Source organism: Brevundimonas sp. SORGH_AS_0993 (assembly GCF_030818545.1).
Lineage (GTDB): Bacteria > Pseudomonadota > Alphaproteobacteria > Caulobacterales > Caulobacteraceae > Brevundimonas.
Genome location: NZ_JAUTAH010000001.1, coordinates 612973 through 636679, shown reverse-complemented (window position 1 = coordinate 636679; position 23707 = coordinate 612973). Strand labels below are relative to the sequence as shown.

The window sequence follows — 23707 nt, the reverse complement described above, 5'->3', positions numbered from 1 at the left end:
TGGCCGCCCCGCCCAGCTCTTTCCGAAACGGCGTCGTCCATGAGAGATTTGACCTCTCAACCCAAGGAATGCGCGTGGAACAGGAGACGGGCGCGGAGAATCGTGACGCGCCGCGACGGGACGCCGCCGCGGCCCACCGGGAACGTGCGCGCTGGATCTCACAGAACATCCTGCCGCACGAAGCCGAACTGCGTCGCGCCCTGCAACGACGCGCGCCCGTCGGCTTCGAGGCCGACGACATCGTTCAGGAGATTTACGCCCGACTGGCGGCGCTCGCTTGCATCGACCACATCCACAACCCGCGCAGCTATATGTTCCGCATGGCGTCCGGCGTGATGACCGACTACATCCGCCGCCAGACGGTCGTGCCGATGCATGGGGTGGACGACCTGGACGCGGCCGGGGCCGCGTCGGTCGATCCTTCGCCGGAGACGGTGGTGCTGCACCGAGACGAAGTGAAGCGTCTGGCGCGTGTCTTCGCCCAACTGCCGCCTCGCGTCGCCGAGGTTTTCCGGCTTCGAAGGCTCGAAGGCCTGAGCCAGAGGGAGGTCTCCCACCGGCTTGGCCTTTCGGAGAGCACCATCGAGAAACGCATGGCGCGCGGGGTCTATTTGATCGCCCAGTCCTGGGAGGATGGCGGAAACACGCCGGCTCGCTCGACTAAGACGCGAAACCTGAATCCGAGACGTGATGACCCTGCCCGAGACCGCTGACGCCATCAACCGGACCGCCGCCGACTGGGCGGCGCGCGCGGATCGGGGTCTGACCGACGCCGAGGCCGCCGAACTGGCCGCCTGGCTGGAGGGCGATTCCCGGCGCGCCGGAGCCTACATGCGGATGACCGCCGTCCTGGTCGGCACGGAGACCGAGGACTCAAACGCGACGGGCGCGGCCTGGGCGCGCCGGACGCCGGCGAGCGGCCTGACCCGGCGCCAGTGGTTGGTCGGCGGGGGCGCCATCGCCGCCTCTGTCGTCGGGGCGGGGGTCTGGTTCGGGCTGGATCGCCAGGGTCGCTATGTGACCCGCAAGGGCGAGAAGCGCGTCGTCGCCCTGGAGGACGGATCCATCGTCACCCTCAATACCGCCACGCGCCTGGAGGTTCGTTACTCCGAGACTCAGCGCCTCATCCGCCTGGCGGACGGCGAAGCGCTGTTCGACGTGGCCAAGGACGCGGCGCGCCCCTTCATCGTTCGGACAGGCGGCGTCGATGTTCGCGCGGTCGGCACCAGTTTCACCGTCACCGGCGGCGCGGGCCGGCCGGTCAAGGTGCTGGTGCGCGAGGGCGTGGTCGAGATGGTCCGACCCAAGGCGCCGACGCAGCTGCCGATGCGGCTGGCGGCCAATACCCGCGCCGTGGTCGCCGACGCCGCCTCCCCAGCCGTGATCGCCAAAGTCGAGCCAACCGAGGTGAACCGCGAACTGGCCTGGCGCGAAGGCCGGCTGGTCTTCGCCGGCGAGAGCCTGTCGGCGGCGGCGGCCCAGTTCGTCCGCTACAGCGACACCCGCATCGTCGTTTCCGATCCCGTCCTGGCCGGCAGCGGCGTGGCGGGCGTGTTCGACGCCAACGATCCCGTCGGCTTCGCCCAGGCGGTGGCGGGCAGCCTGGAGGCGCGCGCCGAGGTGCGCGAGGGCCAGGTTCTGGTCACGCGCTGATGAGGGCCGGTCGGATTTTTCGCCGGCGGTTGGCGGGAATCCCCAGGTCGCTCGACTTCCTCAATGAACGGCCCACGGGGGGACCGTTATGGGGAACTCACATGACCTTCACGACGCGCAAGGCGCTGCTGGGATGCGGCGCGGCCATAATGGCGCTCGGCCTCGCCACCCAGGCCCTGGCCCAGCAGCGCACCTTCGACATCCCGGCCCAGGATGCGGCGACGGCGATCGGCCAGTACGGCCTCCAGGCCGGCGTCCAGATCACGGCGCCGACCGACCAACTGCGCGGCGTCAAGACGCGCCCGCTGCAAGGGGCGATGGACGCCCGCCAGGCCCTGTCGCGACTGCTGCAAGGGACGGGGCTGGAGATCGCCTCAGACAACGGATCGGTGATCGTCCTGCGCAGGGCCGCCGGCCCCCAGGGCCAAGCCGCCCTCACCGGCGGCGCAACCCAGGTTGAGGAAGTCGTGGTCACGGGGACGCGGATTCGGGGCGGCGAAGTCGCCTCTCCCCGGATTACGATCAGCGAGAAACAGTTTAACGAGGAGGGCTTTACCGACCTCGGCGAGGTGATCCGCAGCATTCCTCAGAACTTTCGAGGCGGGCAGAACCCCGGCGTCATCGGCGCGCTGGCCGGCGGCTTGAACGCGGACTATACCGGCGCTTCCTCATTGAACCTTCGGGGTTTGGGCGCCGACGCCAGCCTGACCCTGCTGAATGGCCGCCGCTTGGCCTATAACGGCACCGGGCAAGCGATCGACATCAGCTTCATTCCCATCGCCGCAGTCGCACGCCTGGATATCGTGCCAGACGGTGCGTCAGCCATCTATGGTTCGGACGCCGTCGGCGGTGTGGCGAACGTGGTTCTGAAACGTGATTTCCAGGGCCTGACCATCGACGCCCTCTACGGCGAAGCCACCCAAGGCGGGCTAGTGCGTCACGATTACAGCGCAACCGGCGGCACGACCTGGGGCTCTGGCGGCGTGATGGCCACATACTATAACTCTGATCGATCGGGCATTTTTGCCGATCAACGCCATGTCACCCAATCGCAATACGATCCAAATCTCATCTATAATCCAAGCGAAACGCAAAGCGCCCTGATCAGCCTCCATCAGGCGCTGCCGATGGGATTCGAATTCAAGCTCGACGCCGCCAAAACCGACCGCGATTTGAAGACGGTGTTTACGAGTTCATCGACCGGTTCGCCCTACTACCGCGAGGCTCGCAAAGATGAGGCGACCTTGATCGCCCCCAGTCTGTCCGTGGCCCTGCCGCAGGATTGGTTGGCCACACTGGGCGCGACCTGGAGCGAAAATCACTACCGATACGAACAGACGCCTTATGTGCTCGGCGTCGCAGGGACGGCTGTTACCGGCAGGTACTTTAACGACAGCCGGACCTGGGATCTGGGCGCGGAAGGCCCCTTGCTCAAACTGGGTCAGTATAATCTGCGCCTCGCTGTCGGCGGGGGACAACGGACTGACGAATTCAACACCGACACCATCCATGGGCGGCAAGGCAGCCGCTTCGCCTATGCCGAATTCTCCCTCCCCGTCGTCGGCGCTGAGAACAGCCGACCCGGCCTGCGGCGACTGGCCTTTACCGCAGCCGGAAGGTTCGAGGACTATGATACCTATGGCGATGTGACGACGCCCAGGCTGGGCGTCCTTTACGACCCCAGCGCCGACTTCACACTGAAGGCGACCTGGGGACGATCGTTCAAGATGGGTACGCTCGTTCAGCAGAATCTCGACAAATACACCTACCTCTACACGGCCGCTCAACTGGGCTGCACCACCTGCGCCAGCGGCTCGCTGGTTCTCGCGTCCCGCAACGGAAGTGCGGAACCTCTGGAGCCGGAGCGGGCGCGCACCTGGACGGCGTCGGTGGGTTATCATCCCGCCGCCTTGCCCGGTCTGACGGTGGACCTCAGCTATTTCGACATCGATTACGCTGATCGGATCGCTGTTCCGATTCCGGTCATATCCAGAGCCTTGTCGGACACGACCTACGCGCCTTACGTGACCTGGAATCCTACGGCGGCTCAAACTGCCGACAAGCTGGCCTACGGCGTATTCGTGAACCGCGCCGGTGTCGCCTACGACGGTGCCAGGCGATTTCGCGCCGTCTGACACCCTCCAACCTGAATAGCAGGAAGATGGCCCGCGTCCGCTCGGGCAGGTCGCTCAGAGCAGCCTCGATCCGGTCGATCGCCTCCTTGCCGGCCAGGAAGCGTTCGGGGTCGAGCGTCTCGACGCCGATGTCCTCCGTGACGGCCAAGCCCCGGTTGTAGGTAGCCCGAACCTTGGCCCGCCGCCCGCGGTCCGCCAAAAGGTTGGCGGCGACGCGAAACATGTAGGCTTCGGGATCCTTCGTCCCCACCATCTCCGAAGCCGTCAGCCGCGCGAACACTTCCTGCGTCAAATCCTCGGCCTCGGCATGGTCGCGCACGCGGCGCAGGAAAAAGGCCATCAGGCCCGGACGAAGCCGTCGACTGATCTCCGAAAGGTCATGTCCGGCGGGCGCGCCCATAATGATCCCCGAGTGGTGGCGGCCGCCAGCCGCACAGGAATCCTACATGACGCACGAGGAAGCGAAACCTACAGCCGTTGCCACGCCGTCCTCGGAAAATTCGGCACGCGCTTCGTCATGGGCGTGGGCCCGCACCATGGCGAGCCCTGTTTCCGTCAGTCTTCTGACAGGCCCCCGAGCGCGATCCTATTCTCCCCTTTCCGCACATCGCGCGCCGATATCGGTATGGACCACCCTTCAAGCTCAGGGCAGAGTTTGCGTTCTGCGACGCTCTGCCTCCGTGGGCGCTACGCCAGTTTCTGCAAGGAAGGCGTCGAAGCGCGCCCACATGTCGCGGATGTTGGCGGGCGACGAGGGGCCGTGACCCTCGCCCCAGTATCGGACATACCGTGCGTCCTTTCCGGCGCGCAGAAGAGCCCCGTACATTTCATCAAACTGATACATGGGGAAACTGTCCATGTCGGAATGGATCAGCATGACAGGGGTTGTGATCCGGGGCGCCAGGAAGACCGGGCTATTGTTCAGATAGACCATTGGGTCGTCGAACGCTGTCCGCCCCATGGAGAAGTCACCCCCCACCGGAGCGTCATAGGCGGACGCATTATTGAAGTATTTCCCATAGGTCGTAGAGTATATGCCGTTCGATCCGAAATAGTGGCTAAACAGATCCGCCCAACTGTTCATGGCAGTGATCGCTTTGAACCGATGCAGGTGGGCTGCGGTGAACAGGGATGAGACGCCCCCTTGGCTGTAACCCACGAGCGCCAGTCGGTTCGGATCGGCCAAGCCTTCGGCGACGATGGCGGACACGCCCGCATCGACCAAGGCGGGCATGCCGTCGATGGGGCCGGCCTCGGTTTTCAGACGTCCGCGCGGCGTGCTGAGCTTTGCGTAGGCGTAACCCCGCCCAGCCCAAAGATACGGCGACCATAGCACGGTATAAGGCGGAATCTTTATACCGCCGCCATCACACCGTGGGCGCGTCGCTGGATAGACTTCGACGATAAGGGGTGGCGGCGGGTCGCCAGCCTTGAAGCCCGGCGGCATGAGGACGCAGCTCTCGACGGTCATGGTCGTCGCATTTCCGTCCGCGCCCTCTACCGCATAGGAGACCGTGCGCCAGTCTCCCAGCGACACATCTTTTAAAGCCGTATTGATGCGCGCGATCTCTTTCACGGGTTCGGCGCCGGCGTCAGCTTTCGTGGCAAAGAGAACAGACGCGGCCCCCTCTTCGGCTCGAAACGCCACCGCGTTGGCCGCCAGGGACCCGGCCAGAGGGACGGCGTCGGCCGAGGGGGCATCGATCACGCGAAACTGACCTTCATGCCCCTGACGCATATCGACGAGAACGATTTGTGCCGCAGAGACGCCGTCCTTGACGCTGAAGACCGCTTCGTCACCGAAGTCAGGGCGGAAGACGCTGTCGTGGGTGGTGAAGGTGCCGGAAACGCCAAAGCGGTAAACGCCCGGCAGGTCGGGGCTAAGCTTTTTTCGGGTTCCGTCCTTGAACAGGCGATAGACGCCGTCATCGGCCACGACCGTGATTGTGTCGAAACCGGCGTGGGGCGGCACGCGCGAGACATTCGGGAGCCCTGTAGTTAGATTGGTCGAGGTGCCGTCTGCCGACAGAGCATACCAGTCGGCTCTCAAGTTATTGGTGGCGGGGAAGTCGGCCGGGGTGAACCGTGGGGCTTGATCCTGCCCATCCGGAATCCGACGAGCGAAGACGGCCAACCGATCACCCAGGAACGCGACCCTTTCCGGCCTCGACAACCATCCGCGTTCGCGTTCGGAGACCAAATCCAGCCCTGTATGATTGTAGGTCGTCTGAGCGCCGCTCTTTACGTCTATGACGACGAACCAGCCCTCACGCGGGTTTTGCCCCTTGCGCCAGGCGTAGACGGCCAAGCGTCGTCCGTCCGACGACCACGTCGTGGTGTAGGGAAAGACTTCGAGGTCCGGCGCCAGATTCCGTTTGTCACCTGAGGCGATGTCGAACACCTCCAGACGATAGCGCCTCGGATCGTCCAGCATCAGGCTGTTTGGATCCGTCGGTCCTGGCTGGGACATGGCCAAGGCAGCAAGGAAGCGATGGTCAGGCGAGACACGCAGGTCGGCGTAGAGCCCCTCTGCCATCACCGTGGTGCGACCGCTCTGAACGTCGGCCCGCATCAGGCGTCCGGCTTCGATATGGTCGGTGGCGTCCGCCGCAGGCGCCCGAACCTCGTTGGCCGTGACGACATCGCCGCGCCAGGCGTCGCGCCAGGCCTGGCTCAGCACCCGGCCCGTTTCGGCCCGCACGCTCGTCAGCTCCGACCGTTGTCCTTCCGGTAAGGCGGCGAAGATCATCTCCCGATCCGACGCCCAGACCGGATTGTGCGCTCCGTCCCGGCTGAAGGCGGGCGTCTGGGGGAAGTGAACGAACCTGTGTTCGGCCATGTCATAGGCGCCGAGAGTCAAGTCGCCGAGACGGTACTGCATAACCGCCAAATAGCGACCCGAGGCCGAGAACTCCTGGATATAGGAGTATGGAGTCGGATCCAGCCCCGGCAGCAAACGCGGTGCACCGCCATCTCTCAGGTCATAGAGCCAGAGTTGATGGCCGGTCTTTGCAAACGCATAAGTGCGGAAACTGTAGTCGTCGGACTGGTCGTAGGGACGAAGCCGTTCGTACACCAGCCAACGGCCTGACGGACCAACGGCGGCCGCGCCCAGACCCTCCAGGTGCATCATGTCGTCGATGGAAAGAGGATGGCGGGTCGATGCTGCCCCACTTGGAGCAGATGCCGCCGTCTCCGCGGTCGCGACCGGAGGAACGAGCAGCAGAACGGACAGCGTCGTCGCCAGACGACGCAGCAGGAGGCTGGACATGATGATTTCCTAGATGAGGCCGAGGTTGGGGACGGCCGAAACCGCCCCGAGGAACTCAGAAGGTTTTGCGAAGCTCGACGGCGAACAGCCGCCCCAACGGTGTCGCATTCGTCGGGTCGAGGCCGGGAAGGCGGTATCCCGCATCCGCGGGGACGGCCGGAGGCTTTTCGTTCAAGGCGTTCGTGACAGAGAGATTGACGGCCACGCCCCTAAGCCACACGGGCGATGCGTCGGGAATTCGGTAGGACAAGGACAAGTCCGCCGTCGTCCAGGAATCAATCTTTGCTGAATCAGCGGCGTCAGTGACGCGATAGGCGTCGATGTAATTGACGAAGAGGTTGGCGCTCAAACCACCCTTTCGCCAACCAAGATTTCCTCGCAACTGAAGGTCCACAGGATTGTAGAGGGTGTTCAGCGTGCTGACCTTGGCGGTCGTCGAGGCGGCCTGCTGATCAAATTTCAGGATGTAGTTCAGGTTCAAGCCGACCGTTACCTCGCCGATCGCGAATTCTCTCGAATATTTCGAACTTATGTCGAGCCCGCTTGTCGCTACCGAGGCCAGGTTTCTGACAACCAAAGCGGTGTTGACGATCCCTATGTTTGATAGAGAACTTGCCCCGAAGTAGTAACTGACCGGCTGGTGGACCGCGCTCATCGCCGACGCGATTTGATCAGTGGTCGGGTTGAATATGAAGACGCCTGTTGGAAATAGATCGGGGTTTGTGTAGGCCAGATTTGCGGCTGCAATGTAATGAATATTTCCAGGTATTGGCGTCCGTCCAAGGCGATTTCGGAAGTCGATTGCATAATAGGTGATGCTCGTTTTCCAGAAACTTGCTTCACTCCTACGTTCGTAATCGGTCCCGATCGTCAAAGTGGAAGAGGTTTCGGGCTTTAGATTGGGGTCTGTCCCTCCAATTGCCAGGGAATTCACCGAAGCCAATGCGGGCAGCGGCGTTTGTCCCAAGGCGCGCATGATCCCGGCGTAACCACTGACCGAGGCGGCCGCCCCTTGGTCGAATGCACGGCCAAGAGCAGGAGGGGCGAAGGAGGTACCGTAGGATCCTCGCAGCTTTACACCGTCTATCGGAGACCAAAGAACGCCGACTTTGGCATTAGTGCTTGAGCCGAAGTCCGAGTAGTCCTCGCGTCGGCTGGCGATATTCAGGTCCAGGCGCTTGACGCCAGGAAGTGCATTTTGGGGACCGACGAGAGGAATAAGCAATTCGCCGAAGATGGCCGATACCTCGCGCGCGCCATCTGCAAAGATCGAAGGGGCTTTTCCAGACGACCCAGACTGAGCGAAGAAATCCTCTCTTCTAAAATGCGTCCCGATGGCGGCCTTCGCCATGCCACCGAACACACCGATAAGATCTCCTGAGGCCTGCATATCGAAGGATAGCAGCTTGGAAGACATGTCGTAGAGAATGGGAGTGGGCGAAGCTGTCGTGAAATACCTATAGTCCGATCGATAATCGACAGCGCTGTAGCTCGTGTCGAACTTCACATTCCAGGACGAAGTCAGATCATAGGTCAGGCCGAGGTTGGTCGATAGCGTTTTTGAGTCTGCAGCGTTGGTTTGCCGGTAGGCCGTCGAATTGCTGGATTGATAATATTGCCGATCGCTTTTCCGATCGGAATAGAGGCCGGAGAAGCCGATCCTTAGTCGCGGCGTAAGGGATTGATTGGCGACGATAACACCACTCTGGCGATGTTGCGAAGGTGTCAGATCCAGCCATTCCCGAGCCTGCTCCCTGGTCAGTCCGCCAGCGGGAAATCCCGGCAAGAATGGGCGATCCGCCAGGGCCAGATGATCGCGGTCGTAGAGTTCGTAGGCGGCCAGGACATTGCCGCTCGACCAGGATTTACCCAGGGTCTGACTGAAACGATACTCCGGATAGGCGCCGCGGGAATCGTTGCCGTAACGGACGGCCGTCTCCGATCCGTCGAAATCCTTCCGCAGCATGAAATTCATCACTCCGGCCACGGCGTCCGCACCGTACAGGGCGGAGGCGCCGTCGGTCAGAACCTCGACCCGCTGGATCGCGGAGGCTGGGATCATGGACAGATCGACGAAGTCGCCGATGAAGGACGACGGCGCCAACCGGTGTCCATCGAGCAGCGTCAGCGTACCTCTGGATCCCAGGCCGCGCAGATTAGCGCCGGTGCCATCGCCTAAGTTGCTGGCGGAGTTCACGTCATTCGGCACCCCTCTCGCCGAGGAAAATTCCGTCGATCCGCCCCCGAAATTCTGGGGCAGTTGCCGGATGAATTGCTCGGTCGTGGTCGCGCCTGAGGCTTCCAGATCGGCGCGATCAAAAACCTGCACCGGCGAACTTTCGGGCGCCATGCCTCGGATCCGGGTGCCCGTGACGACGACTTCCTCAACCTGGGTTGTGCTTGCAGGAGCGACTTGGGCGTTTCCCGCGGCCGTGACCACCCAGGTCTGGGGGCCCGTCAGCCGGGCCGACAGACCCGTGCCCGCCAAGAGACGTTCGATGGCCTCTGAAACCGGATAGGCGCCGCGCACGGCGTTGACCGACCGCCCCCGCGCGTCCGTCGCCGAAATCAGGATCTGCACATCGGCCTGGCGCGCAAGGGCGGCGACGCCCGAGGCCGCCGGCTGAGCCGGCACGTCGAAGCTCTTGGTCTGGGCCCAGGCGGGCGCCGCCGCCAAGGTCGCGCTGATCGCCGCCGCGCCCAGAAGCGCATGTCTGAAAGTGTGCATCCTATCCCCCGTCTGCATCACAGGCCGCGCCATGCGGCCCCCCGATCACCAGACGAGCGGCCAATGACTTTCCTTCGACCCGCGCGCGGAATTCCTGCGTCCGCCGCTCATCCGATCCTTATGGTCTGCGCATCGGACAGATCGATGCGGGCGCCGAGGCTGGCCTGCACCGCTCGGGCGAACCCTTCGGGATCGTCGGTGCGAAACACGCCATACAACTGTTCCGAAGCCAGGGTCGGGGCCACGACGATCTGACGACTGTTGTAGCGGTTGAACTCTTCGGCGGCCTGCGCCAGCGCCTCGCCTTCCAGGTCGATCCGACCCGCGCGCCAGGCCAGACGCCGATCGACCTCCGAAGGCGCCGGCGACGCTTTTTGGGGCGGCGCATCGTCGGCGATCACCGCCCGGTCTCCCGCGACCAGACGCATCGGAGGCTCGGCCCCGCCCTCGCGCCAGGCCTCGACCACGCCTTCGGTGACGAGCACCTCCGCGCCGTCGGGATGTCGCCGCACGGAGAAGGCCGTCCCGACTGCCCTCACCCGCGCCGGTCCCGCGGAAACGATGAAGGGCCGGGAAGCGTCCTTGGCCACCTGGAACCAGGCCTCGCCTTGATCGACGGACACCGCTCGCTCCCTATCAGCCAGCGCGACCTTGATGCGGCTATCGGTGTTGATGGCGGCGACGGATCCATCCTTCAGAGGCACCCGTCGGATCTCGCCGAGCGCGGTGTGATAGTCGTCGCCGCGCCCCAGCCAGAAGAAACCTGCCCCCAGGCTGGCCGCCAGAAGGCCTCCGGCGCCCGCCAGCAGACGACGACGCGGCATGCCGCGGGACGGCAGCGGCGAGGCCTCGGGTTCAGGAGACGCTCCCGCATCCTCCAGGGCTCCGATGCTGCATACGGGGTCCAGCAAGGCCCAGGCGGCTTCCGCCTGCAGGAATGCGCCGCGCCGCCGGGCGTCGCCATCCAGCCAATCCTCCAGGGCTTGGCGGGTTTCCGCCGCGCCGCCGTCGGCGTCCAGACGCAGCACCCAACGGGCGGCGTCCGCCTCGATTTCATCGGCTGTTTCGCGCTTGCTCATCAGCATAGTCCTTGTCCTGGCGCGAATGCTCGGCTTGGCGCAGGCCCTTCAGGATCAATCGAAGGCCCTTCGCGCCGTCGTTCTCGACCACGCTCTCTGTGACGCCCAGACGGGCGGCGATTTCTTTTTGTGACAGACCGTGAATCTTCCTCAGCTCGAAGATCCGACGACATCGCTCCGGCAGGCCGGAGATCAAGCCCTGGACCCGTTCGAGTTCGCGCCGGCCCGCGGTGATCCGCTCCGGCGAAGCGTGGTCGTCGTCCGACAGGTTTTCGAGGGCGGCGGCGGTCTCGAAACGGATGATCCGGGATCGCCTCACCTGCTCGATCAACAGATTGCGCGCGATCTGGAAGAAGTAGGAGTCCGGCCTGGCGATATGATCGACGCTGTCGAGCGCGGACATGCGGCAGTAGGCTTCCTGAATCAAGTCATCGACATCGCCTTCGGGCACGCCGGATCGCGTAAGCCAAAGACGGACGCCACGCTCATGGGGCATGACCTCCGTCCCCACCCAACGCACGATCTTGCGGCGGTGATCATCCATCATCGGCCTCGCCGTCCGGCTCCGGCCGAACTCTGTCAAAGCTTAGACGAACGGCAGACGAGTCTCCTTAGGCCGCCGCACATTTTTCTGCGGGCTGAGCGGGACGAACTGTCTCGTGCTCATGACATTCAACAGAAGGATGCTCCATGATTGCTCACCGAAAACGCTCATGGCAGGGAAACAACGCCGCAGGGAAGTTCGCACCGCCACAAGGCGCGTCATCGCCGCCAGACGGATGTGACCTCCGTCGTTCGGGGCGGCGGCCTTATAGTTGAAATGGCAGTCTGCATCGCTTCTGGCGAGCGGGAACATCGCTTGACCCACCTGGCCTTGCCGTTCGGGTCGCAGGCCTCGCCCCACCGTGAGCGTTCAAATCCGAGCGACCCCAACGTCCCCAAGGGCAAGTTAGACCGGCGGCTTCCCATTGTTGCTCTAGCACCCCCTGGCGGCCTGTGTCCGACGGCGCGTTTTCAAATTTGTAGAGACGGAAAAAGCACCGTTATGTTGACGGCCGGGGAAGGCGTGCAATCTGGGGGACGGCGTGACGGAAGACGAGGTTCGGGTCGCCATCGGCGCCATTCACAGCGCGGGCTTTGGCGAAACGCCGTGGATCGACGCGCTGATAACCCTTGCCGAAGTAACCGGATCGATGGGTGCACAACTGGTCGGTTTCGGAAACGACGCCGCCGTACCCTTCAACTGGATGGTCGGATTGGCACCAGAAGCGGCCGATGAGTTCGTCCTCTCCGGTGGGGGAGATCCGCGCATAAACTCGCGCGTTCGCGTAGGTGCCTCGGCGCCCGAACTGGCTGTGTTCGATGAGACGGCCTTCTCCAGCGCGCTTGATGCCCGCCTTTATCCTGAGTACGGTCAGTGGTTAGATCGATACGATCTGGCTTTTTGCTGCCTATCGCCGCTGCGCAGACAAGACGAGGTGCTGATCGGGCTGGCCTTGATGCGGAACACCGCGAACGGCAACGTTAGCAGCGAACAGAAGCGGGCCTTCGCCAAGATCACCCTTCACGCCAGAACTGCTGTGCGAACCCAGTTGGCCATAGGCGCGCAGAGCTGGCGCTTGGCCTCGGGATTATTGGATGCCCTGTCCCTGGTCGTCATCGTCTGTAATAGGCATGGCCGCGTGCTCGATCAATCAGGCGCGGCTGATGATTTTCTGAGCGGCGATTCCCGTCTTCTGGTTCGACGCGGCTCCTTGACCGCCGCGAGGGATGGGGACGCCGTTCGACTTCAGGCGGCGCTTGGTGTTGCGGCGAACGTCGGTCTCGACGGCCCGCCCCAGCGGCCGGTGGTCCTGCGAAACCGGGACGGAAAGGACCCGCTGCTGGTCGAGGTGCATCCCGCTCCTGCCGCCTACGCCCTGCATCACCGGGGCGCGGCCATGGTCATAGTTCGCGCGGCGCCGGAACGTGAGAGCCGATGCGTGGCGGCAGGCCGGGACCTGTTCGGCCTCACCCCCGCCGAGGCGGTCGTGGCCGCGCGCCTGGCCGATGGCCAGGGCCCGCAGGCCATCGCCGAGGGCCTGCAGGTGCGGGTCGGCACGGTGCGCACCCACATCCGTCGAATCTACGAGAAGTGCGAGGTGAACAGCCAGATCGAGCTGGTCGCCTTGCTGGCGCGACTGTGAGTTCTGGACAGGAGCCGCAAAGTCTTGCGTAGTTCAAGGCTGTTGGGCGAAGCGCCCGGATGATCGGGGAACGGCGGGATAATCTTGGCTTTGGGACTGGCGGAGCCCGATCTGGTCTGCTCAACGTCGATACCCGACAGATCTCGCCGCCACGGGGGCGGTCAAGGACCTGGCCCATCTGATCCGCTTCTTCCAGGGGGGGCGAGACACGGCCTTATCAGCCGAACGGATGGCGGAGGAGGCGGGGGCCCGACAGGACAGCTTGGACGCGCGGTCGCCTTGGGACGCTTAAAGCGGCCGGCAGAAGCCATCGCCGTGATGGAGTCCTAGTTGGTTCCAGCAAAGACCTGTCAGGGGCGGAAATCAATCGGCCTGATAAAACCCGCATCTGTGTCATGTCCAAGGTTTCGGGCCGCCGCATGGCGGCAGCCCGCAATCCGATTACCAGCCGTATTTGAGCCCGACCATCCCGCCGTGGCTGGTGCTGGCGTCACCCAGCATGCCGCGATAGCCGAGGCTCAGCATCAGGCGGTCGCTCAGCGACCATTCCGCGCCGAGGTCAAGGTTGAGAGCGTCGCGCGACCAGCCGTCCAGCGGGACCAGATAGGTCGGACTGGCGGCCCAGTCGGCGTAGCGGATGCCCTGAGTCTCGATGTCCTCCAGTTCGTGCGACCATTCCAGACGCGCGGTCGGCCTCAGGACGCCGAAGCGGCGGCTTTCGATCGTCCAGCGCCACGACGCGCCCAGATTGACCGACAGGCCGCTCTGATCCAGCGCATCCCAGGTCAGGGCCGACAAGCCGCCGCTGGTTTCGGTGAAAGCGTCCAGAGCGATGTCGCGGCCCTCCATGCGGACATAGAGGTCGGCGGCCAGGCCCTGACGGCGCAAGGTGCGTCCGACCGAGGCCGAGGCGAAGCGCACGTCGCCCGACCGCTCGCCTTCGGCATAGCCGTTCGTCTGACCCAGCAGGCCCACGACCCAGCGACGGGTGTCGAAATCGAGCCGGGACAGCCCAACCACGCCGTCGACGAACCAGCCCTCGGCCGGTCGCCAGCTGGCGTAGAGGGCGCCGGTCGTGGCCTTGCCTCTGGAGGTCGATCCGTTGTCGCCGATCCTTGTCTTGTCCTCGCTATAGCCCAGGCCGCCGCCCACGATCAGGGTGTCGTTCAGGCGAATATCGAGGCCCGCCGTCACGCCTTGCGTCGTGAACCGGCTGTCACGCAGGCCCTTGGCGTCCTGACGACCCCAATCGACCGAACCCGAGGTCCAGACCCCGACGGGTCCACCGCCTTGGGTCGCGCCCTGCCCGGCCGACGCCGCGTTCAGCTGGCCGCCCGGGCGCGCCGCCGGCTCGGCCGGCGGTGCGCGATCGGACCCGAAGTTCAAGCCCAGCATGTCGCGATCGCGATCATCGCCCAGCGCGCCGGGATCCAGACGCTGATCCTGGCCCAGCTGACGCCTCAGGGCGACGCGGGGGTCGCGGTCGTCCTGACCGCCGACGCCGCCGACGTTCAGGCTAAGACCGTTGCGCGATTCGTTCGACCCGTCGCGTAGGCCTTCCAGACGGCGCTGGAAGTTGTCGACCTGCGCATCGGAGAACCGGCGAGCGGCCGTGACCTGAGCCGAGGCGACGCCCCGAACGTCGGGATCCAGCGACGGATCCGGACGCGCCGCGACCGTCACCGTCAGGGTTCCGGTCGAGGTTCCGTTGGCGTTGGTCAGGGTGAAGCTGATGACCGCCTGGCCCGAGAACGTCCCTTGCGGCGTGAATGTCAGGTCATAGATTCCGCCCGTTCCGGTGATCGCCGCCGATCCGGCCGAGGTCGGTGAGATCGAAGCGACCGCCGCGCCGGTGAAGGGACCGCCGGCCGCATTGCTGATGCGCACCGTGACCGGATGGCCCTGGACCGTGTCGGCGACCAGCGCCTGAGACGCCGGGACCTGGCCGACCGTGAGATCGAGCCGGCCCGCCGCCGAAGAACCGAACGGCAGGTCGATGACATAGTCCAGCGAGGTCGATCCACCGTTGGCGACGCCGGGCGTGAAGACGATGTTCAACCCCTGGACCGTCGCCGCGCCGAAGGTCGGCTGGCGTGTGATCCGCAACGCCTGGAACGGGCCGCCGACCAGGGTCGCCGTGGGCGACACGGTCAGGGTTGCGCTGGAAGCAATGCTGTTCGACAGATCCGGCGCCTTACCCGCCACCTGGAAGGTGAAGGTCGCTGGCGCAGAATCGCCGCCCGGACCGAAGGCCACTACTGTCACAGTGTCCGTGCCGATGAAGTTAGCGGCGGGCGTATAGACCAACAGGAAGGTCTCCGTCGCCTGCGATCCGGCCGCGCTGGACCCAACCGACTGCGATGTCGTCGTGGCGCTGGACGAACGGATCACGCCAGACCCGAACCGGGCGTCGACCGTGATGCGATAGCCGTCCGTCACCCCTTGTGTGCGAGCGCCCAGATCAACCGAGATCGGCGCCGTGTCGCCGCCGCTCGCAGGCGGCACGATGATCGCAGCCGGAGGCGTGACGGCGGGCGGTGCCGGCGTCGCCACCGTCAGCGACACGGTCGCTGCGCTGGACGTCCCGCCCGGACCCGTCGCCGTATAGGTGAAGCTGTCCGCGCCATAGTAGCCCGGCGCCGGCGTATAGGTCACGACCGAGCCGGACACGCCGACCGTCCCGTGGGCCGGAGCCGTCGCCACCGAGATCGACCCGTAGACGCCGCTGATCGAGGCCGACAGATCGATGGCTTGACCGGAGCTGTCATAGGCCACCGCCACGCCGGAACGGTTCGACGCCGTCGGAGCCGAAGGCGTCGCCACCGTCAGCGACACGGTCGCTGCGCTGGACGTCCCGCCCGGACCCGTCGCCGTATAGGTGAAGCTGTCCGCGCCATAGTAGCCCGGCGCCGGCGTATAGGTCACGACCGAGCCGGACACGCCGACCGTCCCGTGGGCCGGAGCCGTCGCCACCGAGATCGACCCGTAGACGCCGCTGATCGAGGCCGACAGATCGATGGCTTGACCGGAGCTGTCATAGGCCACCGCCACGCCGGAACGGTTCGACGCCGTCGGAGCCGAAGGCGTCGCCACCGTCAGCGACACGGTCGCTGCGCTGGACGTCCCGCCCGGACCCGTCGCCGTATAGGTGAAGCTGTCCGCGCCATAGTAGCCCGGCGCCGGCGTATAGGTCACGACCGAGCCGGACACGCCGACCGTCCCGTGGGCCGGAGCCGTCGCCACCGAGATCGACCCGTAGACGCCGCTGATCGAGGCCGACAGATCGATGGCTTGACCGGGGCTGTCATAGGCCACCGCCACGCCGGAACGGTTCGACGCCGTCGGAGCCGAAGGCGTCGCCACCGTCAGCGACACGGTCGCTGCGCTGGACGTCCCGCCCGGACCCGTCGCCGTATAGGTGAAGCTGTCCGCGCCATAGTAGCCCGGCGCCGGCGTATAGGTCACGACCGAGCCGGACACGCCGACCGTCCCGTGGGCCGGAGCCGTCGCCACCGAGATCGACCCGTAGACGCCGCTGATCGAGGCCGACAGATCGATGGCTTGACCGGAGCTGTCATAGGCCACCGCCACGCCGGAACGGTTCGACGCCGTCGGAGCCGAAGGCGTCGCCACCGTCAGCGACACGGTCGCTGCGCTGGACGTCCCGCCCGGACCCGTCGCCGTATAGGTGAAGCTGTCCGCGCCATAGTAGCCCGGCGCCGGCGTATAGGTCACGACCGAGCCGGACACGCCGACCGTCCCGTGGGCCGGAGCCGTCGCCACCGAGATCGACCCGTAGACGCCGCTGATCGAGGCCGACAGATCGATGGCTTGACCGGGGCTGTCATAGGCCACCGCCACGCCGGAACGGTTCGACGCCGTCGGAGCCGAAGGCGTCGCCACCGTCAGCGACACGGTCGCTGCGCTGGACGTCCCGCCCGGACCCGTCGCCGTATAGGTGAAGCTGTCCGCGCCATAGTAGCCCGGCGCCGGCGTATAGGTCACGACCGAGCCGGACACGCCGACCGTCCCGTGGGCCGGAGCCGTCGCCACCGAGATCGACCCGTAGACGCCGCTGATCGAGGCCGACAGATCGATGGCTTGACCGGGGCTGTCATAGGCCACCGCCACGCCGGAACGGTTCGACGCCGTCGGAGCCGAAGGCGTCGCCACCGTCAGCGACACGGTCGCTGCGCTGGACGTCCCGCCCGGACCCGTCGCCGTATAGGTGAAGCTGTCCGCGCCATAGTAGCCCGGCGCCGGCGTATAGGTCACGACCGAGCCGGACACGCCGACCGTCCCGTGGGCCGGAGCCGTCGCCACCGAGATCGACCCGTAGACGCCGCTGATCGAGGCCGACAGATCGATGGCTTGACCGGAGCTGTCATAGGCCACCGCCACGCCGGAACGGTTCGACGCCGTCGGAGCCGAAGGCGTCGCCACCGTCAGCGACACGGTCGCTGCGCTGGACGTCCCGCCCGGACCCGTCGCCGTATAGGTGAAGCTGTCCGCGCCATAGTAGCCCGGCGCCGGCGTATAGGTCACGACCGAGCCGGACACGCCGACCGTCCCGTGGGCCGGAGCCGTCGCCACCGAGATCGACCCGTAGACGCCGCTGATCGAGGCCGACAGATCGATGGCTTGACCGGGGCTGTCATAGGCCACCGCCACGCCGGAACGGTTCGACGCCGTCGGAGCCGAAGGCGTCGCCACCGTCAGCGACACGGTCGCTGCGCTGGACGTCCCGCCCGGACCCGTCGCCGTATAGGTGAAGCTGTCCGCGCCATAGTAGCCCGGCGCCGGCGTATAGGTCACGACCGAGCCGGACACGCCGACCGTCCCGTGGGCCGGAGCCGTCGCCACCGAGATCGACCCGTAGACGCCGCTGATCGAGGCCGACAGATCGATGGCTTGACCGGGGCTGTCATAGGCCACCGCCACGCCGGAACGGTTCGACGCCGTCGGAGCGGTGCTCTGGATCGTGAAGACATTGGCGGCAGAAGCAGGCGACACATTGCCGGCAGCATCGGTCGCGGTGGCCGTAACCGTGTGAGCGCCGACGCCAAGCGCGACGGGCAGCGTGAACGACCACGCTCCGCTCGCGTTCGCCGTCGTCGCTCCGATCCACGAATTATCGATCAAAACCGTGACTGTAGAGTTGGCTTCAGCCATCCCCGTCACGGCGGGCGACGGATTTGTCGTCGTTGAACCGTTCGCCGGCGCCGTCACGACCGGGGCCGAGGGCGCAGTCGTATCAACGGTCCATGTATAGATCGTGCTCTGACTGCTCACGCCGCGGTCGGAGGATCGGAACGCCACCGTATAGGTGCCCTCGGCAAAGCCCGTGTAGGTGATGGGGCTGGTCACCTCCACAAATGCGCCCGCGCCTCGTTGTGCGATAAGCGTCGTGCCCGGCGCCGGATTGACCGTGAAGGTCGCCGAGGTCGAGTTGGTCACCAGGGGCGGCCCGGACACGATGGTCGGCGGCGCAGGCGTAGCGATATAGGTGTAGAGGTTGGCGGACGCCACAGCACTGACCCCATAGGGGTTGTGAACCGTGACATTGACTGAACCCGGCGTGCCGGCCGGCGCGATGACCCGCATCGACGTCGCAGAGTCTACGGCCACGATCGTCGCCGGCGTCGAGCCGAAATAAGCAGCCGTGACGCCTGTGAAGTTTGTACCCGCCAAGTAGATCGTCGCTCCGCCGGCGACGGGCCCTTGGCTTGGGTAGATACTGGTCACTGTCGGCCCGCCGGAGGCGATGGTCAGGGTCGCCTGGGCGGATCCGGTATAGGCTCCCGCCCCGGTTGAACTGTCTGTCGCCTGTACGCTGACGTTGAAGCTTCCCGCTTGGGTGGGCGTGCCCGAGATCACGCCGGAGGCGCTCATGCTCAGGCCCGCCGGCAATCCCGTTGCAGAGAAGCCTGAATAGGGCGGCATCCCGCCCTCCATATGCACAGGTTGCGCGCCGACATTGTAGGCTTGGCCGGCGGCGCCGGTGTAAGCGGGCAAGGTCACGAAGTAGCTGGGGCTACCGATCATCACGGTCGCCGTAGCGCGAGCGGACGTGCCAGCGGCGTTGGCGGCGGTCCAGGTGAAGCTGTCGTTGGCGCCGCGAAAACCGACGGGCGGCGTATAGGTCGCCTGCCCCGTTGCATTGACGCTGACAGATCCGCCCTGCGCCGTAGTGGTGTTGCCGACCCCATAAACTGTCGTCGATCCAGTCGTCGCGACCGACAGATCGAGCAGGGTCGGGACGTTGCCGCCGTCGTTGTAAGCGACGATCGAGCCGTAGGTGAAGCTGCTGGCATCCGGCGGAGCGATGAAGGTGTAGCCATTTGCCAGGGTCGCGGTCCCGCCAGGGGTAGTAACGGCCACGTTCACAACGCCCACGGCGTGTGCCGGCGTCGTCGCGGTGATCTGTGTCGCGCTGTTGACCGTGAAGCTCGCTGCCGTACCGCCGAAGATAACCCCTGTTGCGCCGGTGAAGTTCGTGCCGCTCAGGACGACATAAGCGCCCCCATCCATACTCCCCTCAGCGGGTGAGATCCCTGAAATCGTCGGTGATTGAGCCAGCGCCGCCGACGCGCCGAAGAGCATCACGAAAAGACCCAAGACGAACGACGACCTCGACCAAGCGCCTCTTGCGTCAAATGCGGCCGCCCAACGTTTGAAGTTCGCGCAACGCAACGCCGGCGCCTTGGGTGCGCGCATTCCTAGGCTGATCAGAAACCCTCTCATATCCCACACGTCCCCCCTCGCGTGGCCCATTCATTAGGACCTCGGCCGAAGACAGAGCTAGCCTGAGCCGTCCTCGTCGCGCGTCATCAATATTGTATAGAATGCCTATTGCGCCAAACGACGACGGCCGCCCTATACACACTTTGTAAGCTAGCAGGCGTGATTCCCACACCGAACAACGGAGAAGTCTCGGGATGTTCGGATACGACCTTATTCGGGCTGTTTGTGCAGGCCCCTAGGCTCAAGACACATTGATGTGAGGCGCTCGATCTGATTCAGATTCCTGAGGAGTTTGGATATGAGTGACCTGTACTGGCTGACGGACGAGCAGATGGCTCGGCTGACCTTGTTCTCTTCCGCCGTCTCCCCTCACAAATCGTCTGGAGCGCCGTCGGCATAGTCCTCGAACGCATAGTCATTGAGAAACTGCCGTCGCCATAGGAACGTCCGGTCGACCTCGCTCAACTCCGCCTCTTCACAAACCTCGCCCCACCCGGCCCGAATGCCCGCGATCTGGCTCGCAATCACATCGCGTGCGTCCGCATCACCCAGCAGGAAAGACGAAGCCGAGAGTCGGCAATTCTCCAGCAGGCTACGGCGATCCTCACCATGAACCGCCATCGCCTGGTTCGTCTCGCGGCCGGTTCGGGCCTGCGGGCAGAGGTCATAGGCGGGGGTTAGAGTCAGATTCGCGCCGTCCCAGAAGGCGGCATGGTTGCGGGCGTGATCGTCGCTGTTGCCGGTCAGCACATTGAACACCATGCGCGCGAAAAGTTCGCGCAGGGTCGCTTGCGCATCGGTGAAGCGCGCACGCACGATCTCGGCCAGCTCGATATAGCTGGCGTAACGCGCCTGCATCTCGCTGAGGCCGAGCATGGTCAGGGCGGAGACCATGCCGCGACGTCGCCAGGCGCCCTCGCGATATTCGCGATCGAAGCGCTGCACAAGCAAGACGTCCTTGCCGTTCGCCTTGGCCAGTCGCACCGGCGCGACCTGCAATCCCACCTGCGAGGCCAGACGCATCGCGACATATTCGGCCTTCACGACCGCATAGGTGTCGTTGGTCGCCGAGAACTTGGCGATGAACCTAGTGTCGCCGTCCTGGATCAACGCCTTGGGCCGTGCGCCGCCGATCGAACTGCCGTGGAACAGCGCCCTGTCGAGTGCGGGCGGAACGGGCTCTCCCCGTTCGACCCGCTCGGCGGCCTCAAGCAGTTCCTCAAGCGTCGCATTCTCCGGCTCGCGCGCGACATAGCGCTCCGCCGACGCCTGGAAATCGAGCGCGCCGATCCGGTCGGAACCGGAGTGGAGCATGAAGGTCAGTTCGTCGAACTCGACGTTCTGCGCCGCGGCGCCGCCAAGCCCGGTCAGGCGATTGATGATGACGCGCCGTCCCCAGGCATCAGGCGCCCCGTCGCGCAGGCAACTGGCCATGTCGAGCGGCGGCGTGGGCGTGATCGCACCCCGCCCAAGGGGAAGCTCGGGCAGATAGATCGGGACTGCGTCGGCCCGCTCCAGGTAGGAACGGCCATAGTTGAAGGCATATAGACTGCCTTCCGGCGCGATCCGGCCAGCCACGACCGGCTCGACCGCTCCGGGCAACCATATCCATACATAGGCTTCATCCGCCGGGCGCCCTTGTCCGGCAGGCTTCGGTTCAGAAGTCATCCTTCACCTCCGAGCGGCGCCGGCGAACGGCCTGGGGCAACAAGGCCAACTTGTCCTCTATCCGCTCGATCTGGGCGGTGAGCCGAGACGGCTCGGAGACGAACAGCGGCACGCCCACGAGCGTCGCGGCTTCGAACACCAGACCGATCTCCACCTTCGCATGACCTTTTTCGATCAGTTGTAGCGTGCTGCGCGAGATGCCGATGCGCCCCGCCAGATCGGCCTCGGACATCTTGCGCTGTTTACGCGCCAGACGGATTTGCCCTCCCATCAGGATGAGCGCCTCCCGGGTCGTGCGCGAATAGGTGCGAATATGCGTTCCCATACTCAAATCGCCTGTTCTGGCGGTCACAAATTCAATTCATGACCGTTATATCGGTCATCTTACATGTCTGGCCTTAATGATCAACAAACTGACCGACAGGGCAGCGCTGAAGGCCTTAAGGCCGGCCATAATGGTCAAGTGATTATTTCAACTTCAGTGATTACGGAAGCTTCGAAGGCAGTGGGTCCGTCGCCGAAAAGCCAGACAAGGGCGTTGTCAGGGCAACTTTCTTAAGTTGACCGTACTTCCCTTACGGCCTTCCCAACTGGCGAATATTCTAGGCATTGTCCGTGTTGCGACGCACAATGGATGGCGTACGCACGGGGGCGTTCGGCATGAGGGCGGCAGGAGATCGGGCACGCTGGTTGGCGCGAGAAATCCTGCCCCACGAACGCAGCCTGCGCTCCTGGCTCGGCAGACGCATGCCCGCCACCGACGTCGATGACATTGTGCAGGAGGCCTATGCCATACTCGTCGGCATCGCCTCCGTCGATCATATCCAGAGCCCCAAGAACTATCTCTTTCAGACCGCACGGTCACTTGTGCTTCAACGCGCGCGCCGGGAGCGGGTCGTCCGCTTCGAGGCCTTGGGACCCAGCGACTTCGAGGCTGTGTCCGACAGCGCATCACCGGAAGACGTGTCGCTCCTGCGCGACGAACTGCGTCGTGCGGACCGCCTTCTGGCGGCCATGCCGTGCCGGGTCCGCGAAGCCTTCATGCTGCGCCGCGTCGAGGCTCTGAGCCAGCGCGAGATCGCACGACGGATGCAGGTGTCCGAAAACACGGTCGAAAAGCACATCGGCAAGGCGCTCAAAATCATCATGCAGGCCGTAAGTGCGCAGGGCGATGGCGGAAACGCGGGCCTTCACGTATCTACGGAAGAAGAAGACACCCGTCGTCGGCCGAATGGCGGTGTTACTGGGAACCGGCGCGGAAGTTCAGGCGAATGAACGCAATCGACGAAGCGGCCGCCGAATGGGCGGCCCGCACCGACGGCGCGACCCTGGCGCCGGACGAGACGGCTGAACTCGAGGCTTGGCTGGCCGATGATCCACGTCATGCTGGAGCCTATGCGCGCGCCCAGGCTCTTGCCCTCGCCTATGCCGACGCCATCGGAGCGGCCCAGCTCCCGCATCGGAACTCGCGGGTTGTATCGCGTCGGTCGCTGCTCTGGGGCGGCGGGATCGCGGCCGGCGTCGGCCTCGCCGCCACAACCGGCTTCTGGTTCTCCGGGGCCGACACGGCCTACGCCACCACACGCGGAGAGACGCGCACCATCACCTTCGGCGACGGGCTTGAAGCGCGCCTCAACACGGAGACCCGCGTCGAGGTCGGACGGAGCGGTCGCCTTCCGCGCCTGCGGCTCATCGACGGAGAAATCGCTGCAAAGGGTTTGGGCGAGCCTTATGTGGTTCAGGTGGGCGATGTCCGTCTGTCGACCGACATGTCACGTTTCTGCCTTCGCAAGACGAACGGGGGAGCCCTGCTGACGGTGGAACGCGGCCGCCTGATCGTGGTCGAGGGAACGGGCGAAGGCCAATCTGTCGGGCCTGCGGAACAGGCGGTCCTGTCCGACGCCCGCATCGTCTCCATCCGCAAGCTGAGCGCCGAGCAGATCGAGAACGCTACGGCCTGGACGTCGGGACTGATTGCTTTCGAGAACGCCACCCTGTCGGAGGCCGCCGCCGAATTCGCGCGGTACAATGCGGTTCCCATCGTCATCGGCGATCAGCGCGCCCAGGAGCGTCGCATCACCGGCCTTTTCGACGCCCGTGATCCCGCCGGCTTCGCCCGGTCGGTGGCGGTGACTTCCGGACTGAAAGCCCAGATCGCGAGCGACAGGATCGTGCTGTCCTCCGCCTTGCGGTGACGTCGCACGCCGGCTCTCGCCACGCCGGTTAAGTTTTTTTGACGGAGA

General features: G+C 65.0%; 14 protein-coding genes. 6 read left to right on the top strand and 8 right to left on the bottom strand.

Going from position 1 to position 23707, the window contains the following annotated elements; genetic code table 11:
• Positions 1–74 precede the first annotated feature (74 nt).
• The 3 genes from QE389_RS03170 (at position 75) to QE389_RS03160 (ending at position 3788) form a co-directional block, all read left to right on the top strand.
• Positions 75–713: a sigma-70 family RNA polymerase sigma factor gene (locus QE389_RS03170; RefSeq protein ID WP_307364591.1), complete on the top strand. Its 639-nt coding sequence runs from the start codon at positions 75–77 to the stop codon at positions 711–713.
• Positions 691–1653: a FecR family protein gene (locus tag QE389_RS03165; protein WP_307364589.1), complete on the top strand. Its 963-nt coding sequence runs from the start codon at positions 691–693 to the stop codon at positions 1651–1653. The genes QE389_RS03170 and QE389_RS03165 overlap by 23 nt, the downstream gene beginning before the upstream one ends.
• A 101-nt stretch (positions 1654–1754) precedes the next feature.
• A complete protein-coding gene (locus QE389_RS03160; RefSeq protein WP_307364587.1) occupies positions 1755–3788 on the top strand; it encodes a TonB-dependent receptor in 2034 nt (677 codons plus the stop codon).
• Here the strand turns inward: QE389_RS03160 and QE389_RS03155 are convergent.
• From QE389_RS03155 to QE389_RS03135, 5 genes are all read right to left on the bottom strand, one after another.
• Positions 3691–4188 carry an RNA polymerase sigma factor gene (locus QE389_RS03155; RefSeq protein ID WP_307364585.1) on the bottom strand — a complete coding sequence of 166 codons (498 nt, stop codon included), beginning with the start codon at positions 4186–4188 and terminating at the stop codon, positions 3691–3693. The two genes, QE389_RS03160 and QE389_RS03155, sit on opposite strands and share 98 nt — an antisense overlap.
• Before the next feature lie 243 nt (positions 4189–4431).
• Entirely contained in the window at positions 4432–7059 is a 2628-nt protein-coding gene (locus QE389_RS03150) for a S9 family peptidase (RefSeq protein WP_307364583.1), read from the bottom strand.
• Between the two features lie 55 nt (positions 7060–7114).
• Entirely contained in the window at positions 7115–9787 is a 2673-nt protein-coding gene (locus QE389_RS03145; protein WP_307364581.1) for a TonB-dependent receptor, read from the bottom strand.
• A gap of 107 nt (positions 9788–9894) precedes the next feature.
• Positions 9895–10866 carry a FecR domain-containing protein gene (locus QE389_RS03140; protein WP_307364579.1) on the bottom strand — a complete coding sequence of 324 codons (972 nt, stop codon included), beginning with the start codon at positions 10864–10866 and terminating at the stop codon, positions 9895–9897.
• Positions 10841–11413 carry an RNA polymerase sigma factor gene (locus tag QE389_RS03135; protein WP_307364578.1) on the bottom strand — a complete coding sequence of 191 codons (573 nt, stop codon included), beginning with the start codon at positions 11411–11413 and terminating at the stop codon, positions 10841–10843. Before QE389_RS03135 ends, QE389_RS03140 begins: the two co-directional genes overlap by 26 nt.
• Positions 11414–11951: 538 nt before the next feature.
• On the opposite strand from QE389_RS03135, the gene QE389_RS03130 reads away from it, so the two are divergent.
• Positions 11952–13052 carry a helix-turn-helix transcriptional regulator gene (locus QE389_RS03130; RefSeq protein ID WP_307364576.1) on the top strand — a complete coding sequence of 367 codons (1101 nt, stop codon included), beginning with the start codon at positions 11952–11954 and terminating at the stop codon, positions 13050–13052.
• A gap of 441 nt (positions 13053–13493) precedes the next feature.
• Here QE389_RS03130 and QE389_RS03125 read toward each other — a convergent pair whose 3' ends face one another.
• The 3 genes from QE389_RS03125 to QE389_RS03115 all read right to left on the bottom strand — a co-directional run bounded on the left by QE389_RS03125 (position 13494) and on the right by QE389_RS03115 (position 21789).
• Positions 13494–19655 carry an Ig-like domain-containing protein gene (locus QE389_RS03125; protein ID WP_307368881.1) on the bottom strand — a complete coding sequence of 2054 codons (6162 nt, stop codon included), beginning with the start codon at positions 19653–19655 and terminating at the stop codon, positions 13494–13496.
• A gap of 510 nt (positions 19656–20165) precedes the next feature.
• A complete protein-coding gene (locus tag QE389_RS03120; protein ID WP_307364574.1) occupies positions 20166–21464 on the bottom strand; it encodes a type II toxin-antitoxin system HipA family toxin in 1299 nt (432 codons plus the stop codon).
• Complete coding sequence (locus QE389_RS03115; RefSeq protein WP_307364571.1) at positions 21454–21789, bottom strand: helix-turn-helix transcriptional regulator; 336 nt, start codon at positions 21787–21789, stop codon at positions 21454–21456. The genes QE389_RS03120 and QE389_RS03115 overlap by 11 nt, the downstream gene beginning before the upstream one ends.
• Before the next feature lie 305 nt (positions 21790–22094).
• Between QE389_RS03115 and QE389_RS03110 the strand changes: the two genes are divergently transcribed.
• Positions 22095–22739, top strand: a complete 645-nt coding sequence (locus QE389_RS03110; protein WP_307368878.1) for an RNA polymerase sigma factor — start codon at positions 22095–22097, stop codon at positions 22737–22739.
• Positions 22736–23659: a DUF4880 domain-containing protein gene (locus tag QE389_RS03105; RefSeq protein ID WP_307364569.1), complete on the top strand. Its 924-nt coding sequence runs from the start codon at positions 22736–22738 to the stop codon at positions 23657–23659. The genes QE389_RS03110 and QE389_RS03105 overlap by 4 nt, the downstream gene beginning before the upstream one ends.
• The last annotated feature ends 48 nt before the right edge of the window (positions 23660–23707 follow it).